Source organism: Rhizobium sp. WYCCWR 11146 (assembly GCF_013591995.1).
GTDB lineage: Bacteria > Pseudomonadota > Alphaproteobacteria > Rhizobiales > Rhizobiaceae > Rhizobium > Rhizobium indicum.
The window spans coordinates 801,687-818,137 of record NZ_JACCEY010000024.1; the positions used below are offsets into that span (position 1 = coordinate 801,687).

17 protein-coding genes are annotated in these 16,451 nt (G+C 59.9%); 12 read left to right on the forward strand and 5 right to left on the reverse strand.

Annotated elements, in window-relative coordinates:
• Positions 1-50 precede the first annotated feature (50 nt).
• Positions 51-1,037, reverse strand: a complete 987-nt coding sequence (locus tag HX899_RS23670) for an aldo/keto reductase (protein ID WP_138329429.1) — start codon at positions 1,035-1,037, stop codon at positions 51-53.
• A 157-nt stretch (positions 1,038-1,194) separates the two neighbouring features.
• Between HX899_RS23670 and HX899_RS23675 the strand changes: the two genes are divergently transcribed.
• Positions 1,195-2,091: a LysR family transcriptional regulator gene (locus tag HX899_RS23675; protein ID WP_138329430.1), complete on the forward strand. Its 897-nt coding sequence runs from the start codon at positions 1,195-1,197 to the stop codon at positions 2,089-2,091.
• 200 nt (positions 2,092-2,291) lie between these two features.
• Here the strand turns inward: HX899_RS23675 and HX899_RS23680 are convergent, their stop codons facing one another.
• Positions 2,292-3,554: a DUF4010 domain-containing protein gene (locus HX899_RS23680; RefSeq protein WP_138329431.1), complete on the reverse strand. Its 1,263-nt coding sequence runs from the start codon at positions 3,552-3,554 to the stop codon at positions 2,292-2,294.
• A 27-nt stretch (positions 3,555-3,581) separates the two neighbouring features.
• Positions 3,582-3,812: a hypothetical protein gene (locus HX899_RS23685; protein ID WP_181293530.1), complete on the reverse strand. Its 231-nt coding sequence runs from the start codon at positions 3,810-3,812 to the stop codon at positions 3,582-3,584.
• A 56-nt stretch (positions 3,813-3,868) separates the two neighbouring features.
• On the opposite strand from HX899_RS23685, the gene HX899_RS23690 reads away from it, so the two are divergent.
• Positions 3,869-4,690, forward strand: a complete 822-nt coding sequence (locus HX899_RS23690; protein WP_181293531.1) for a universal stress protein — start codon at positions 3,869-3,871, stop codon at positions 4,688-4,690.
• Between the two features lie 85 nt (positions 4,691-4,775).
• On the opposite strand, the gene HX899_RS23695 is transcribed toward HX899_RS23690, so the two are convergent.
• Positions 4,776-5,300: a PAS domain-containing protein gene (locus HX899_RS23695; RefSeq protein WP_138330047.1), complete on the reverse strand. Its 525-nt coding sequence runs from the start codon at positions 5,298-5,300 to the stop codon at positions 4,776-4,778.
• A gap of 302 nt (positions 5,301-5,602) precedes the next feature.
• Here HX899_RS23695 and HX899_RS23700 point away from each other — a divergent pair, with 302 nt between their 5' ends.
• The 7 genes from HX899_RS23700 (at position 5,603) to HX899_RS23730 (ending at position 10,707) form a co-directional block, all read left to right on the forward strand.
• Complete coding sequence (locus tag HX899_RS23700) at positions 5,603-6,382, forward strand: LamB/YcsF family protein (protein ID WP_138389159.1); 780 nt, start codon at positions 5,603-5,605, stop codon at positions 6,380-6,382.
• A gap of 111 nt (positions 6,383-6,493) precedes the next feature.
• Positions 6,494-7,201: an allophanate hydrolase subunit 1 gene (locus tag HX899_RS23705; protein WP_173883524.1), complete on the forward strand. Its 708-nt coding sequence runs from the start codon at positions 6,494-6,496 to the stop codon at positions 7,199-7,201.
• The gene (locus HX899_RS23710) at positions 7,189-8,133 is read left to right on the forward strand and encodes a biotin-dependent carboxyltransferase family protein (RefSeq protein WP_138389160.1); all 945 of its coding nucleotides are present in this window, start codon (positions 7,189-7,191) and stop codon (positions 8,131-8,133) included. Before HX899_RS23705 ends, HX899_RS23710 begins: the two co-directional genes overlap by 13 nt.
• 92 nt (positions 8,134-8,225) lie before the next feature.
• The gene (locus tag HX899_RS23715; protein WP_138329435.1) at positions 8,226-8,507 is read left to right on the forward strand and encodes a type II toxin-antitoxin system ParD family antitoxin; all 282 of its coding nucleotides are present in this window, start codon (positions 8,226-8,228) and stop codon (positions 8,505-8,507) included.
• Complete coding sequence (locus HX899_RS23720) at positions 8,497-8,808, forward strand: type II toxin-antitoxin system RelE/ParE family toxin (RefSeq protein ID WP_138389161.1); 312 nt, start codon at positions 8,497-8,499, stop codon at positions 8,806-8,808. The genes HX899_RS23715 and HX899_RS23720 overlap by 11 nt, the downstream gene beginning before the upstream one ends.
• Before the next feature lie 156 nt (positions 8,809-8,964).
• Positions 8,965-9,657: a DUF599 domain-containing protein gene (locus HX899_RS23725; RefSeq protein ID WP_130818071.1), complete on the forward strand. Its 693-nt coding sequence runs from the start codon at positions 8,965-8,967 to the stop codon at positions 9,655-9,657.
• Between the two features lie 165 nt (positions 9,658-9,822).
• Positions 9,823-10,707, forward strand: coding sequence for a LysR family transcriptional regulator (locus tag HX899_RS23730; RefSeq protein WP_138329438.1), 885 nt, complete (start codon positions 9,823-9,825; stop codon positions 10,705-10,707).
• 12 nt (positions 10,708-10,719) lie between these two features.
• On the opposite strand, the gene HX899_RS23735 is transcribed toward HX899_RS23730, so the two are convergent.
• Positions 10,720-11,667, reverse strand: a complete 948-nt coding sequence (locus HX899_RS23735) for an alpha/beta fold hydrolase (protein WP_171598767.1) — start codon at positions 11,665-11,667, stop codon at positions 10,720-10,722.
• A gap of 303 nt (positions 11,668-11,970) precedes the next feature.
• Between HX899_RS23735 and HX899_RS23740 the strand changes: the two genes are divergently transcribed.
• From HX899_RS23740 to HX899_RS23750, 3 genes are all read left to right on the forward strand, one after another.
• A complete protein-coding gene (locus HX899_RS23740; protein ID WP_138329440.1) occupies positions 11,971-12,414 on the forward strand; it encodes a VOC family protein in 444 nt (147 codons plus the stop codon).
• A 67-nt stretch (positions 12,415-12,481) separates the two neighbouring features.
• A complete protein-coding gene (locus HX899_RS23745; protein WP_171598768.1) occupies positions 12,482-13,792 on the forward strand; it encodes an epoxide hydrolase family protein in 1,311 nt (436 codons plus the stop codon).
• 139 nt (positions 13,793-13,931) lie between these two features.
• Entirely contained in the window at positions 13,932-16,082 is a 2,151-nt protein-coding gene (locus tag HX899_RS23750; RefSeq protein ID WP_181293532.1) for a mechanosensitive ion channel domain-containing protein, read from the forward strand.
• The last annotated feature ends 369 nt before the right edge of the window (positions 16,083-16,451 follow it).

The window sequence follows — 16,451 nt, forward strand, 5'->3', positions numbered from 1 at the left end:
TAGGGTCGATGCGGAAAAAGGGGCATCCTTGTTTAAAATGGTCGTCCTGTTCAGGCGTCGATCATGCGGAGGGCACCCTCGTGGAGCCGCTGGCCTTGGATGGAAATCCGGGACAACGCTTCCTCGATGGCCTGCCGGTCGATTGGGGTCAGCACGACCTCAGTGGCTCCGAGATTTTCTTTGAGACGGTGTAGTTTCGTGGTGCCGGGGATCGGCGCGATCCAGGGCTTCTGAACGAGAAGCCATGCGAGGGCGAGTTGGGCAGGCGTCGCCCCCTTGCCATCGGCGATCCGCTTTAAGACATCCACCAAAGCCATGTTGGCGGCACGAGCCTCTGGCGAAAAGCGGGGTCCGTTGGCACGGAAATCGGTCGGGGCGATCTTGGTCTCGGCGGTGATCGCACCGGTGAGGAAACCTGCACCGAGAGGGCTCCACGGCACAAATCCGATGCCCAGTTCCTCGCAGGCGGTTAGAATGCCATTCTGCTCGACATCCCTTGTCCAAAGCGAGTACTCGCTCTGTATGGCGGCGAGCGCCTGTACGGTGTGGGCACGGCGGATTGTCGACGCATTGGCTTCCGAAAGACCCCAATGTTTGACCTTGCCCTCTGCGATAAGCCGTCCCACCTCGCCGGCGACATCTTCGATCGGCACGGTGGGATCGACGCGGTGCTGGTAGAGAAGGTCGATCGCGTCCACCTTCAGGCGGGACAGCGAGCCGTCGACAGACTTTCGAATTGTCTTCGGGCGGCTGTCCAGGCCTGTGCGTCCACCGTCAGGGTTCAGGCCGAAACCGAACTTGGTGGCGATGATCACTTGGTCCCGGAAGGGAGCAAGGGCGTCGCCGACCAATTTTTCGTTGATGTAGGGGCCGTAGACTTCGGCGGTGTCGAAAAAGGTAATGCCACTTTCGACGGCTGCGTGGATCATCCGAACGCCATCGACGTGATTGAGCGGCTGACCATAGGTGGTGTTCAACCCCATGCAGCCGAAACCGAGTGCGGAAACCTTTAGTTTCCCGAGGTTGCGCTTTTCCATTGAACTCTCCGATCGCCGTTTCGGACGGATTAAGCCGCCCGCAAATCCTTGCCGCCATTTTGGCAGCAGAACCTTTTGTGCTGAGATGAAGATAGGCCAATGGCTGATTGTTGATTAGTCGCTATAATCGGAATGGGCCTATGTCAGGAGTGGATAAATGCGGCGGCAGGATTTTGGAGAACTGAATGCCTTCATGGTGGTTGCGGAAGAGCGCAGTTTCACACGGGCGGCGGCGAAGCTGGGCACGTCTCAGTCCACGCTCAGCCAGACGATACGGCGCCTAGAGACGCGCCTCGGCCTTAGATTGCTGACTCGCTCGACCCGAAGCGTTGCGCCGACCGAGGCGGGAGAGCGTCTTCTCGAAACGTTGCGCCCCGCCTTCGACGATATCGACGACAGGCTCGCGGCACTGACCGAGTTCCGCGAGAAACCCGCTGGAACGGTTCGGATCAACGCCACTGACCAGGTTGCCGAATCCCTTCTCTGGCCCGCGTTAAAGCGGTTGCTGGCAGATTATCCCGACATTCAGATCGAGCTGACCGCCGAGTCCGGGCTCACCGATATCGTGGCTGGTCGTTACGACGCAGGCGTTCGTCTGGGCGAACTCGTCGATAAGGACATGATCGCCGTGCGCATCGGACCGGAAATGCGCATGGTGGCTGTCGCTTCACCCGCATATTTCGCCCGCAATCCGACACCGCTGACCCCACACGATCTCGCGAAACATGAGTGCATCAACCTGCGCCTGCCTTCCCTTGGCGGGCTATACGCCTGGGAATTCGAGAAGGACGGGCATGAGCTGCGTGTCCGGGTAGAAGGGTCGTTGGCATTTAATAGTGGTAGATTGATCATTGCCGCGGCCCTTGATGGCTTTGGCATAGGCTACGTGACAAGTGATTACGCCGACAAGCCAGTCAAAGACGGACGATTGATGAGCGTGCTGGAGGACTGGTCGCCCCCGTTTGCAGGCTACCATCTCTACTATCCCAGCCGCCGACAGCTAACGCCCGCGTTTGCGCTCGTCGTGGACGCGCTCCGCTATCGCCGTGTCTAGGCCAGTTCGATAGAGTATTTATTCATTTCAGCTCATGCTTGCCGGATTTGCTGGTCATCTCTCGGAGGTGAGACGGCAGTGATGATCGTTGATGGGGCTGCCTATGCGGACGAATATCGTTCCACGAACCGAAGGCAAATCGCTTGATAGGTCGCCTTCTGCTTGAGAATGGAGCCGGTGATCGATATGCGAACAAGCGCTCATGCTAGCAGCAGGCCAGCAATTCCGGCCAAAGTCGCGACACCGCCGGCGATCGCGAAACGAACCGCATAGGCGATGCTCCCCATACTTGCAGCAAGAACGGCTTTTGCAAGAAAGTTGGCGAAAGCGGCGACCGCTATGGCGCGAGCGGCCGCATCCGCGGGCACCTGGATGGATGGCAATTTCGCCACGGCAAGCGTTATCGCATCGAGATCGCCCAGTCCTGTGATGAACGCAAGCGCGATCAGCGACTGAGTTCCAAAGACGGTCAAGGTCATTCGCGTTAGGACTGTCACGACGGCGAGAACGAGTGCGAAGCGCAGCACGACCATCACCTCGAGCGGGTTTCGGGGTGAAAAATCGGTGCTATCATCCGGGCGTTGCAGCAATGCGGCGAAGCCGCCAGCTATGGCGAGGATAGCGGCAGCCGGAGCGAGGGATAGAGCAAGATCCCTGAAAATGGCTGGTGCAATGACGCTGCAAATCAAAAGCACGCGGGCGAGAGAAACGGCTCCCGCCAGCATTGCGCCCGCCGAGAGGAGTGGCGAGAGGGCAGGCATCTGCTTCGATTGACGGGCAAAGGAAAGCGTCAGGGCCGTCGAGGAGACGATGCCACCGCTGGTCCCGGTCAGCAATATTCCGGCTCGGGCGCCGCTCAGCTTGATCAGGATATAACCGGCAAAGGAAACGGCTCCCACGAGGATCGTCATCATCCAAAGCTCGAAAGGATTGATTGCCTGCCAAGGATCAATCGGCCTGTTGGGAAGGATAGGGAGGATGACGATGGTCATCGTCAAGAGGATCAGGGCGGCCCTGAGCTCAAGCCAGGTCAATCGGCGAAGAAATCCATGCAACGGTTCCCGCGCTGCAAGAAGGGCGGTTATTGCCACAGCGCTTGCGGCCGTTACCGTCATATCCGCCACAACCGCACCAAAGCCCAGCGCAAAGACCGCCAGGGCCGCAATGGTGCCGGTGGCGCTGTAATCCTCTTCTTGTGCCGCCTGCATGCGGCTGAAGAGGAGAACCGTGATGCAAAAGAATATAAAGATAGCTGTCGGCAGAATCGGCCCTGTCACAGGCTGCAGGAAACCGCAGAAACCGCCAAGGAAACTTGACAGGCCATAGGTGCGGATACCGGCTACTCTTTTGCCTGGCGCAGCCTCACGATCCCGCCAGCCGCGCTCAATGCCGACAAGGATGCCGATTGCAAGCGCCAGGCTGAGGCGCTGGAATGCTTCCGTCGTTACCAATGATGTCATCATCCGATGGGTCCAAGCGCGCCAGCTGATTCATCGAAGGCAGTTGCGCCGTATATGCCATTGCTGTTCATCCGCAAGCTGCTGCTCGGCGGCGTCCGGACGGGTTTGCGCCGCGAAGTGCTGATATTCAATCGCGCTTCGCATTTCATCGCTTAACATAGATCGTTGCCGCTTCGCCCAACGAATTCCGCTTGCTTTCTGATGAGGACGGTCAATATCACGCTCGCGCTTTCGCGGTGGAGCGACCTTGATCTTCGTCAAAGCGCGGGAGACACCTCTGCGCTATGATACCTCCAATCATCGGGAGGACATCAGCCGTGAAAGCACAATTCCATTTACCGCTGGCCACCTATCCAGACGCAAGCTCCTTCTCGCTCCTTCAGAACGCTGTCGCTGTTTCCCTTCACCAGAAGGCCGGGTTGACGGCAAGTATACCGCTGGTCAGGATCGAACCCTTTCAGCCGCGATTTCCATCACTCCTTGACGTAGACAAAATGCGTGCGGAGGCGGAGCGATTGAGTAAAGACAATGGAACCGTTCTCGGGCAGACGCTCCATGATTATGCGAAAAAAGCCGAGGTCGAGGTCGAGATCCAGCCATTCGATGCGAGGGAGCCATTTGTCGCACAAACTCTTGCCGAGTTGTCGCGCGTATACGATCTTTCCATTTTGGAAGCATCTGTGCTGATGAGGCAGCTGATCGAGAGCGTGCTGTTTGAAAGCGGGAGACCGCTCCTGCTTTTCCCCCCGGATAATTTCTGCGGCCGGATCGATGCTGTCGCCGTCGCCTGGGATGGAGGAGCCACCGTCGCGCGGGCACTGGCGGGTGCCAGGTTCTTGCTGGAACGGGTACCGCGTGTCGTCCTGATTTCCGTCACCGATGATAAGCAGATTGACGAGCGCAGCCGAGATCACCTTGCGGCTGCGCTTCGGAAGGCTGGTCTTGCCGTCGATGTCGCAGCCGTGCAAGCGAAGGGAGATTCGCCAGCCAGCGTCATTCAAGCTGCCGCCCTGGAACACAAGGCAGATTTGCTCGTCGCCGGCGCATTCGGTCATTCGAGACTACGCGAATTCCTCTTGGGAGGGGTGACACGGTCGCTGTTGACCCACCTCGAAATGCCCACTCTCCTTTGTCACTAATTCAGAGTGCGCGCGGCGCGTCGCCGATAGCAGCAATATCGCCACCACCGAAAGTCTGATGCCACAACCAACGCTTTGGAAGGAATCAATGAACCTGCGCGACGTCTGAAGGCATCGGCTTGGCAAGCTCCTTGACGATCGCTTCAAGCGCATCGGCCGTCGTCCGCAGGCCGGATGACCGCGCAATTTTCAGTGCCGCTTTGCAATGAGCGGACAATTCGTCTTGCTCCCCGTGATCATTCGTCGGGAAGACGATGCCCGCATATTGCGACGGGTTTCCGGCTTCATCCCTGAAGCAGCGGCCCAAGGCCGCGACGCCGACTATTTGCCCGCTTCGATCAAATACCCGATAATCACAGCGATACGGATTTCCTGTGATCACCGATTCTGAAATTGCCTTGGCCACGGATGGCTTGTCGTCCGGATGAATCCGGTCGAGGTATCTGATGACCGGCAGCCCCGTGAGAGTCTCTTCGGGATCAAGCCCAAAGAGGTTTGCCAGCGCCGAATCCGCATAAACCTTGTCGGTCGCCAAGTCCCAGGTGAAAATGCCAGGCTCTTCGGTAAAAGAAAATTCGGACGTTCCCAAAGCTCTGTTGACAAGACTCATTCCGCATCCCCGGTCTGCACGCCAATGCTGCCGGGTGGCTAGGTCACCTGGCTCTTGAAAGAATACGACGCGCTCGATCAGCGACAGGGCGGTCGACCATTTCACCCCCGATTTTAGCCACGTTTCCATCGGACGCAACTGCAAGGACAATCCACGGGCCTGCGACCACCAGACACGCTCGTTGCGCGCAACCAGCGGCGTCGTTTTCTTGACGGGAACGGCGAAGATGTGCTCCACCTCGGCTTCGACTTTCCAGAATGCGACGAAGCTGACAAGACCGGCGCGAAGGGTTGACGGAAATCATGACGAAAATCGATCTCAATTCTGATCTGGGGGAGGCGTTTGGACCCTGGCGCATGGGCGACGACAAGGCGATCCTTGACGTCGTTACCAGTGCGAACATCGCATGCGGCGGGCACGCCGGAGATCCCGCGACCATGGTGGAGACGCTCGCGCTCGCAAGCGAACGGGGTGTCGTCGCCGGAGCCCATCCGGGCTTTGCAGATCGCGAGGGCTTCGGGCGACGTCTGATCCCCTTGAGCATCCGGGAAGTGGAGCAGCTTGTGGCGACGCAGACAGGCGCGCTGATGGGAGCTGCGGCTCTGGCGGGCGCCCGCGTCCGCTACGTCAAACCACACGGCGCACTCGCCAATTGGGCGGCCGACGAACGGCCGGTCGCCGACGCCATCATACGCGCAACCCGAGCGGTTTCGCCGGAACTTGCCATACTGGCGATCTCCGGGACAGAGCTGGAGCATGCGGCCCGCGATGCCGGGATGACCGTCTTCAGCGAGATTTTTGCCGACCGCGGCTACCTCTCCACGGGTCGGCTCGTTCCGCGCAACTTGCCGGGAGCGATGATCGATGATCCCGCGGAGGCGGCTTCGAGATTGATCGGGTACCTGTCCAGCGGCCTCATGCCGACGGTCGACGGCGTTCCGATCCCTCTCGATGTGCATTCGATCTGCGTTCACGGGGACAGCCCAGGAGCGCTCGCCATGGCCGTCCACGTGCGCCAGGAACTGCAAAAGGCAGGCATCGAGGTGGCACCATTCCTCCAGCCGACACAGGAAAACAGGTGATGGCCAAAGGCTATCTTATCGCCCAGGTTACCGTCACCGATCCGGAAGCCTACGGGACCTGCGCGCGGGCAGCGGATGCGGATTTCATTCTGATCGAAGGCGCCGACTGAGGTGCCACAGGACCCGTCCGCATCGCCCGGCAGCGTTCCGACCTACCGCCCGGTGGGCGGGCACGCGGTGCTCGTCGAATTCGGCGCGACCATCGATAAATGGATCCACGATCAGGTCGTCAAGCTGGATGCCGCCTTGAAGGCGGCACCCTTTGAAGGATTCGTCGAAGCCGTTCCGGCCTATGCCAGCATTCTCGTATGCTTCGATCCGCTCGTGGCCGATCACCGGACAACGGAGGCGGCCATTGAGGAGCTTCTGGGGGCTGAGGTTCCAGAGACGATCGGAGCGATGCGCGAAGTCGAAGTCTGCTACGATCCTGATCTTGCGCCCGATCTTGCCGCCGTCGCCGAGGCAAGCGGATTATCGCCGGAAGACGTTATATCCGCCCATCTCTCCGGCGACTACAGCGTCTTCATGTACGGCTTCGCTCCAGGATACGCTTACCTCGCAGGCGTGCCCAAAGCCATTCAGCAGCCGAGGAAGCCGGCGCCTATTCGCGGCATCGCCGCCGGAAGCGTGCTGATTGCCGGTCCGCAATGCCTGGTGAGCACGCTCACCATGCCGACCGGCTGGTGGATCATCGGCCGCTCGCCGACGAAGATCCTCGACGCCGCGTCCAACGACCGTCCGTTCCTCTTCGACGTCGGCGACGCGGTGCGTTTCCGCCGCATATCGAGGGCCGAATTCGACGCGAGGTGCCTCGCATGAGCGAAGCGGTCCTTGCAATCAACTTCGCAGGCCCTCACGTCGCTGTCCAGGACGGAGGACGTCGCGGATTGATGCGTTACGGCGTCCCGGCCTCCGGTCCGATGGACAGGACCTCGTTTGCCGCCGCCAACGTCGCCGTCGGCAATCCTGCCTGTCAGCCCGCAATCGAAGTCTCCATGGGCGGCCTGGTTCTCGACTGCGTGTCGGGGGAGGTTACGTTCGCCGTCGCGGGAGGGGGATTCATCGTAGAGCATGCCGGCGACAAGCGCGGCGCATGGATGGTCGCCACCTTGAGGGCCGGCGAGCGACTGGCAGTTCGTCCGGGACACTGGGGAAGCTGGACGTATCTGGCCTTCGCCGGTCATATCGAGGCGAAGACCTGGCTGGGCAGCATGTCGACGCACAGTCTCTCCGGCCTCGGCGGCGGGCGCCTTGCAGCCGGGCAGACCATCACCGTCGCCGACCCGGAAGTGCGAGACGATCGACATGGTCCGATTACATGTCCGGTCATCGCAAGACCGCGATCCGAGCTGCGTGTGGTGGTCGGTCCACAGGATCGGTTCTTCTCGAAAGGAACCTTGTCGAATTTCCTTTCGTCGCCCTTCCGCCTGAGCGACGCCTATGACCGCATGGGTGTACGTCTTCAAGGTCCGTCGCTTGCACCAAGCGTCGCGTTGGACATGCCGTCGGAAGCGATCGTGCGGGGCTCGGTGCAGGTCGCCGGAGACGGTGTTCCCACCATTCTGCTGGCCGACCACCAGACGACCGGAGGATATCCCAAGATCGCCACGGTGGTGGATTCGGATCTGGACGCCTTCGTCCAGCTACGCCCACGCGACCATATCGGTTTCCTGGCCGTGACACCGCAGCAGGCGATCGAACACATTCGGCTTCGGGCTTCGACGGTGTCCCGTTACCTCGCGGCGCTGTAGAGGACCTCGCCAGGTTTTTCATGCGCGAAAAGCTTGGCAAGACTGTCAGGCTGGTGGTAATCTTTACCACCACAAGAGTCTGGAGGTGCCACATGGCCAATGTTGAAAAGATCAGCGTCTCAATGACGCCGCAGCAGGCGGACCTGCTTCGCGACGCGGTCAAGAGCGGTGCCTATGCCAGCAGCAGCGAAGTAATCCGCGAAGCCATGCGTGACTGGTCAGCCAAATGGGAAACCCGCAAGGGCGACATCCAGCGTCTGCGGACCCTGTGGTCCGAAGGCAAGGCGAGTGGCACGGCCATCCCGGCCGACTTTGATGATGCGCTTGAAGAGGCGCGCCAGGAAGCCAAGTCTACCGCCTCGCATGCCCGCTAAGCTGATCTGGACACCCGCCGCCCGTGCCGGCGCGAAGAAAATTTACGTCGACATCGCCCGCGAGCAGCCCCAGGCGGCCGAGCGGTATTTCCAGCGGTTCCGTATCAAGGCCACGTCGCTGATCGAGCAGCCGCGCCTGGGCCAGCGTCATCCGGAGATCCATCCGGCCGCCCGCATGCTGGTCGAGGCGCCCTATGTGATCCTCTATCAAACTCATCCCAACACGGATGACGGTCCCATCGAGATCGTGGAGATCGTTCACGTCGTCGATGGCCGGCGTGATTTGGCAGCGCTCTACTAGCCAAGCGGCACGATTAGAAGGGCACTCTTTCCCTTGGCCAATGTCGCGGGCGTAGTCAGCGCCGCCGACGCCCGCGATACCGCCACCGTATACGCTTGGAGCTGCCGTTAGCTCGAAGTAGTGTTCAGGAAAATCCAGATTCAATTCGGGGGCACCATGGATTTTCTGAACGTCGCGGCTATCGTTTTCTTCCTTCTCGTCTGGGTGGCGGTCGAGCCTTTGATGGCAGCGGGATGGCCGAGAAGGAACGATAGCCTTTCCGTCGATATGGTGCGCATTCGCACAGCCTGGATGCGCGAGGTTCTGACGCGTGACAACAACTTCATCGGCGACGCCGCGATCCTCGGGCACACGATCAATTCGGCATCCTTCTTCGGCTCCGCCAATCTCATCGTCATCGTTGGCCTGAGCGGCGCGCTGTTCATGGAGCCGAACTATGGGTCGGGTGGCGGGCTGATCGCAATGTTTGCGGCTCAGGACCCAGCGTGGTTTTTCCAGTGCAAAGTCCTCCTGATCATGGCGACGCTGCTGCGGGGACTATCCGATTTCATCTGGGCGGTCCGGCAGATCAACTACTGTCTGGCGGCGATCGGGGCCAGCCCATCCCGGGATGAAGACAGGGACATCGCCGGTTGGACAAACGCCCTGACTCTCGTTTTGAACCCTGCGCTTCGATCGTTCAGCGTCGGTGTCCGATCTTACTACTTCACCTTTGCAGCCGCCTTCTGGTTTCTCGGGCCGATCCCCTTCGCTGTTGCCACCATCCTCAGCGTCGGCATTTTGATCTGGCGTCAATCCTGGTCGGATGCTGCAAAAGGGATCATGGCCATACGGAAGCTGCTTGACTAGAACAGGATGATTTTAGGCCGGGTAGGCCTAAAATGTGAATCCTGTTCTAAGTTAAAGAGTTAGAGCATGATGTCGTCCGAAACCGATCACAGTTTTCGGCATCATGCTCTAAAGCCAAGCCTTAGGCTGGATTGCACAGAAGCGGTATCTTACTGGCGGTGTCCGATGGATCGTCTCGAAGCGATGCGTATGTTACTGGCCGTGGTCGACGCCGGAAGCATCTCTGCCGGCAGCAGGAAGCTCAACGCGCCATTGCCCAGCGTTAGCCGAAAAGTGGCCGAACTTGAGCGACATCTTGGGGCAAACCTCATCGTGCGCACCAGCCGCAATCTGCAGCTCACCGATGCCGGACGCGACTATGTCGATGCCGCCCGAAAGATCATGGCGGATCTTGAGGAGGCCGAACGAAGGGCGTCCGGGGAATACCAGACGCCCAGAGGCGTGCTGACGATCACGATGCCGATCGAATACGGCAGCCGCTACGTGCTGCCCGTTGCGCTGAGCTTCATGGACAAATACCGGGAGGTGTCGCTGAACCTTCTGTCGCTCGACCGCACGGTCGATCTCGTGTCCGAGCAGGTGGATATCGCGATCCGTCTCGGCGAGCTCGCCGACAGCGCCCTCCATGCCGTGAAGATCGGCGAATTCCGCCTGCTGACCTGCGCGAGCCCCGTCTATCTCGAGCGCCATGGCACACCTGAGCGTCCCGGCGATCTCATCGATCGCGACGGGATCATCTTCAACAAGCGAACATTCTTCTGGACATTCGACGTCGATGGTACACCGATGGAGACGGTGCCCCGCAACCGGCTGGAAGTGAATACCGCGGCAAACTGCGTTGCGGCGACCGTCGGCGGGGCGGGGATCGCGCGGCTGTTCGACTATCAGATTCCCGACGAACTGGCGTCTGGCGCGCTCGTCCCCATCCTTGGCGATTTCGACGGGCCGCCACAGCCCATTCATATCGTCTACTCGCGCCAGGGGCTTCTCGCGTTGAAAGTACGCGCTTTCGTCGACTGGGCATTGCCGCAGCTGCGGAATATCCGCTAAGATAATCTAATGTTATCTGAATGATGCGCCTATTTCTTCAATCGTTTGTTCCGGTTTCTGAAGGTGCGGGAAGTGGCCGATACCTGAGAGGATATCGACTTTTGCACCGATCTTGGCGGCGAACTCGATGCCCATCTCGCTTGTGATATAGATGTCTTTCTCGCCCCAGATCACCTTCACGGGCGTCTTCAGCCAGGTGAGGTTGGCCTCGAGATAATGCTGATCGCCGGTGAAATTCGCGTAGTAGTGGGCGAAGGCATCCGCTGAAGTCATTCCGTCAAGGCTCCACGAACGGGTCATGTCCTGCTGGACGTCAGCCGGCAGATCGAATCGCTCATCGGGCGAGAGGCCGCGCCTGTGCACGTTCTGAAGGATCTCGTCGCTTGTCTTGTTCATGTAGGCACGGGTCGGCGAGGCGGTCGGCTCGGCTTTGAGGTTCTGCAGGTTCTCCCACATGTATTGCGGCCGGTCGAACGGCGCGAAGTCTCCGACGATGATCTGCCTGGCGATCGTCGGCTCGTCGAGAGCAAGCAGCAGGACGGGCAGGGCACCGATGTCAGTCGCGTAGATCACGAGCTTCGACCGGTCGATGCCTGCCCGGTCGATATAGGCCTTCAACACCTGGGAGTACGCCCTCGGCGCATAGGAAAACCGTTCCGAAGCCGGGCGCGACGACTGCCCGTAGCCCGGCCAATCGAAGGCATGGACGTCGTAGTCGTGAGCAAGCGTTGTCGCGATGCCGTTCCACACCGTCAGTGTTTCCGGAAACCCATGGAGGAAAAGCACGGTGCCTTTTGGCGCGGGGGCGCGGATTGCCATCCTCCTCAGCGTCAGGACTTCGTCGATCTCGATGAAGCCGACGGCGTCGTGCGCGGCTTGCGTACAAGCGAAGGCTTCAGACGAGTGGGAAGCGGGAGTTGCCGCGACTGATGCAGCATTTACGGTTTTGTCCTTAGACATAGGATGTCCTTTCTGAACGGCGGTCAGCCAAAGCCCAAAAGCCGGCTGTCTGCACAAATAATTGAGCATGGCGTCAGCTCGCGGTAGCCGGAGAAAGTGAGAGGAACCCTCTCTACGGCGGCAGCGCGGCAACCCGGCTGCCCAAGGCTGACAGCTGAACGAGAGGGTGCCTCTCAATTTCCCGAGGTGCCGGCCGGCCGTCGACCCGCCCAAATATCCACCAGCCGCCGATTTGCGACAGCTCGTTGGCGTTTGCGTGCGGAAGGCAGAGCGTCGACCACGACAATATAAGGAAGAACTGATATGAACGACATTACCCAAAGCAGACAGGTTGCGGCCGCCCCCGACAAGGTCCGCAGCCTCCCGGGCCACGCCACTGTCGGCACCAATGATCTGAATGCCGCGTCGGTATTCTACGACAAGCTTCTGGCCGTGTTCGGGATCGGACGAGTCCTCGTCCAGCCCAACCGGGCCATCTACTACGGTCATCGCACGCTCGAATTCGGCATCATCAAGCCGTTCGATGGCCGCCCTGCCACCGTCGGCAACGGTGGAATGATTGCTTTCGAAGCTCCGTCCCGTTCAAAGGTTGACGAAGCCCATGCAACGGCATTGGCGGCGGGTGGCTCGGACGAAGGAGCTCCTGGTCCGCGTGGCGAGAACGGTACGGGTCCTTACTGCGCCTATTTTCGCGATCCCGAAGGCAACAAGTTTCTGGTCTTTCGTTCCGGAGCGGACGAGGCCTGACATTTTCGGCATTGAAGCGGGCAGGGCATCTTTTCCTCTCCTCGACATCACGAAAGGACACGGCATCATGGCAATGCTGAACGTTTTGAAACACCGCGACGTATCGCGCCGCTCGCTGCTATCAGGCTTTGCCGCGGCCGGCATAACCGCCGTTCTCCTTCCGCGCACGTCCAGCGCCGCTGATGTTGTCGGCGTCGCGTCCGAGGAGATTCAACCGTTCAAGGTTGAGGTCTCCGAGGCGGCGCTCGCGGACCTCAGGCGGCGTCTTGCCGAGACCCGATGGCCCGACGGCGAAACCGTTGTGGATCGCTCGCAGGGTGTGCAGCCCGACAGGCTGAAGGAACTGGTGAGCTACTGGCAGTCGTCCTATGACTGGCGGAAGGCGGAGAGCAGGCTGAATGCATTTCCGCAGTTTCTCACCAATATCGACGGACTGGACATCCATTTTGTCCATGTCCGTTCCCGCCACGAAAACGCGCTGCCGCTGATCATGACCCATGGCTGGCCAGGGTCAGTCTTCGAACTGCTTGATGTCATCGGGCCGCTCACGGATCCGACGGCGCATGGCGGCATGGCTGATGATGCCTTCCATCTGGTGATCCCTTCGATTCCAGGATTTGGCTTTTCCGGGAAACCGCCAGCAACGGGTTGGAACCCCCAGCGGATAGCGGCTGCCTGGGACGTCCTGATGAAGCGGCTTGGCTATGACCGCTATGTCTCGCAAGGCGGCGACTGGGGCGCGATCATCAGCGACGCCTTGGGTCGCCAGGCGCCCGATGGGCTGCTCGCGATCCACGTCAACAGGGTCGAGCGTGCCACGACCTTCCCAGCGGACGCAGCGCAGGCTCTTAAAAATGGAGAGCCGGCTCCTGATAGCTTGTCTCCGGATGAGAAGGTCGTCTTCGACGAGGCCCGGGACTTCCTCAACAACGGCTTCGGTTACGCAGCGATCATGAGCACGCGGCCGGAGACGGTCGGCTATGGTATTGCGGATTCTCCGGTCGGCTTGGCTGCCTGGCTTTACGACAAGATCGCCGACTGGGTGTATACACGCGGCGATCCCGCACAGGCTCTTGGCAAAGATGCCATCCTCGACAACATCACGCTGTACTGGCTGACGAACACTGGCCCTTCGAGTGGTCGCATCTATTGGGAGAATGCCATGTCGGGCGCAAAACTCACGCCCGTCAAAGTCCCGGTCGCCGTCACGGTGTTTCCCGGAGAGGTTTACAAGCCGCCAAAGCACTGGCTGTCGAAGGCCTATCCGAAGCTCGTCTACTACAACCGCGTCTCCAAGGGCGGTCACTTCGCAGCCTGGGAGGAGCCAGAACTTTTCAGCCAGGAGATCAGGGATGCCTTCAGAAGCTTGCGGTCTTGACGCCGTCTGGCCTTCGGTTCGCAGTCTGCGTCCCCGAGACTGGTTCGTCGATTGACGTTGGTCGTGCAACGCTTCACAAAGTCCGAAGTTTCGACCAACCCAGCTAAAGCGACGACACCGTCGCGGGGGCCACGGCTACATGCGCATCAACGACGACCGTCATCCCCGCCGCAGAGTGTGCGCATTCCTGACGCTGGTATTTTCAACGCTTCTGCTGGCGAGCACAAACCCCGCCTCGGCGGCTGAGCCGACCAATTCCTCGGCGCCGATCCGGGTTATTATCGAGTTGCCGAATGATGATTCCGGACGAGCGCTGGTTAATCGAATCGTTCCGGGCAATCAGGAACCGGCGCAGCCGGTTGCAGTCTCGCAAGAGGCGGCACCGCCGTCGATTGCCACGTCACTACAGGATTTGCGCCAGAGGTTGCTGACACTCGTCGATGCCGTTCCGACCCTTCCCGGGCAGATCCAGTCGGCGATCCGGGTCTTCCAAACGGATGATCGTATCGAACCGGTCGGCCTGATCTTAGCGGTCATACTCTTCGTCGCAGGCGGGTTCGTTGCGCAGCGCCTTGCCTGGTGGTCAGGGCGAGGGCTGCTCCATTTCGTGCTGAACGCGCCTGCCGACACCGTCCGGCAGCGGATCAGGCTCCACGCCGCCCGGCTTTCCATGGGTCTTCTCGCGTTGGTCGGTTACCTGATCGGAAGCCTCGGCGCGTTTATCCTCTTTCCATGGCCTGCCGTGTTTCGCGATATCGCGCTCATCCTGCTATCGGCTGCGCTCATGGTGCGCCTTGGTGTGCTTGTGGGCCGCATTGTCATTGCGCCAGGCGCCCGTCTGCCGCACATGCGGCTTCTGACTCTTGTCACCTCGCTTGCCTGGTTCTGGTACTACTGGCTCCTCGGAATCGTCGCACTGCTGGCGGCTGGCTGGGCCACCATTGAAGTGATAGGGACGATCCGGGCTTCACCGATCTTGGCCGATCTCTTTACCGCAGCATGGCTCGGTGTCGTTTCAATCGCTTTGATCGTCATGATTTGGCTACGGCACTTTCGTTCTGACGGGCCGCCGGTGGGCCGGCTGGTCTGCGTCGGCTTCAGCGCGAGCATCCTGCTATCGTGGCTGTTGTGGGTGTCCGGTCTCCACGGGGCATTCTGGACGGTGATCATCATTACGCTTCTGCCTCTTACCGTTTCGGTGGTTCGTGATATCATTCGTCGCATTATTCAATCCGGGGAGGGGCAGGCGGTCGAGGATCCGGCCATCGTCGGATGGTCTGTTGTCATCATGCAAACGCTGCGGAACGGCCTCATCGTGGTCGGCGCGCTGCTCATTGCCCGCGCGTGGAATGTCAATCTCAGTGACCTCGCCGCAGCCGAAACAGTGACCACGCGTTTGATCCGCGCAGGAATCCGGATCGTTATCGTGCTGCTGGTGACCGACGTTATCTGGAAGCTCGCAAGCACGCTGATCGACAGCCAGATGGCGGTGGCGTCGCGAAGCGTGCAGGCAGGGCATCAGGACGGACCCGACGCGCGCCGGCGTCAGCGGTTGAATACCCTTCTTCCCATTCTTCGCAATGTGCTGTTCCTGGCGATCGGAGCCGTCGGCTTCCTGATGATTCTGGATGCCGTTGGCATTCAGATCGGACCGCTGCTGGCGGGCGCCGGGGTCGTCGGCATAGCCGTCGGCTTCGGTGCCCAAACACTCGTCAAGGACATCATCTCCGGCGTCTTCTATCTGTTCGACGATGCCTTTCGCACCGGCGAATACATCCAGGCGGCAAAATATAAAGGCACGGTCGAAGGTTTCTCACTGCGTTCGATCCGCTTGCGCCATCACCGCGGTCCGGTCACCATCGTTCCCTTCGGCGAACTCGGTGCGGTGCAAAACCTCAGCCGCGACTGGGTCATCGACATCATTACGCTCACCCTGAACTATGACAGCGATCTTGAAGAGGTCCGCAAGACCATCAAGCGCATCGGCGTTGAGCTTTTAGAGGATGCTGAACTCGGGCCCAACATCATCGAGCCCTTGAAAATGCAGGGGATCGAGCAGATGGCTGACTACGGTGTGCAGATACGGCTGAAGTTCATGACGAAACCCGGCGAACAGTTCGGGGTTCGCCGAAAGGCGCTTGCCATGCTCAAGAAGACATTCGCGGAAAAAGGCATCCAGTTTGCAACGCCGACCGTCCATGTTTCCGGCGGTCCCGCCGATTCAGCGGCAACCGCTGCCGCCTCGGAGCTGCAAAGACCATCGAAAGTCATCCCGACACTTGAGGAATAGCAACGGCGAGCTTCCCGTCGAATCCCGTCAATGCTCAACACTCTGACCCGGACGTTATCGCCAAGCACGCGTCGTCCGAGACACGGGTTTCGGAAGAGTTTGTTGGCTGGGATCAGCTGTTCTATGAGGGCACGTCTGCAGGTCAACTCGTCGATGTGCTGGATCGTCAAGATGCAAATTCGAGCAGGCCTATTTCAAAAGAGTGGGCCTCTGAGATGGAGGAGGAAGGTATGCCATTGTAATCAAACAGCATCATTATGTTCCATAATCTATCTTATGCGATTAACGTATGTAGCCGCAAAGTTAAAGTGTCCTGTTTCTGCAAAGTTGGAATGTCACACTCCCCGCGTTTGATTGGCGCCGGGGAGA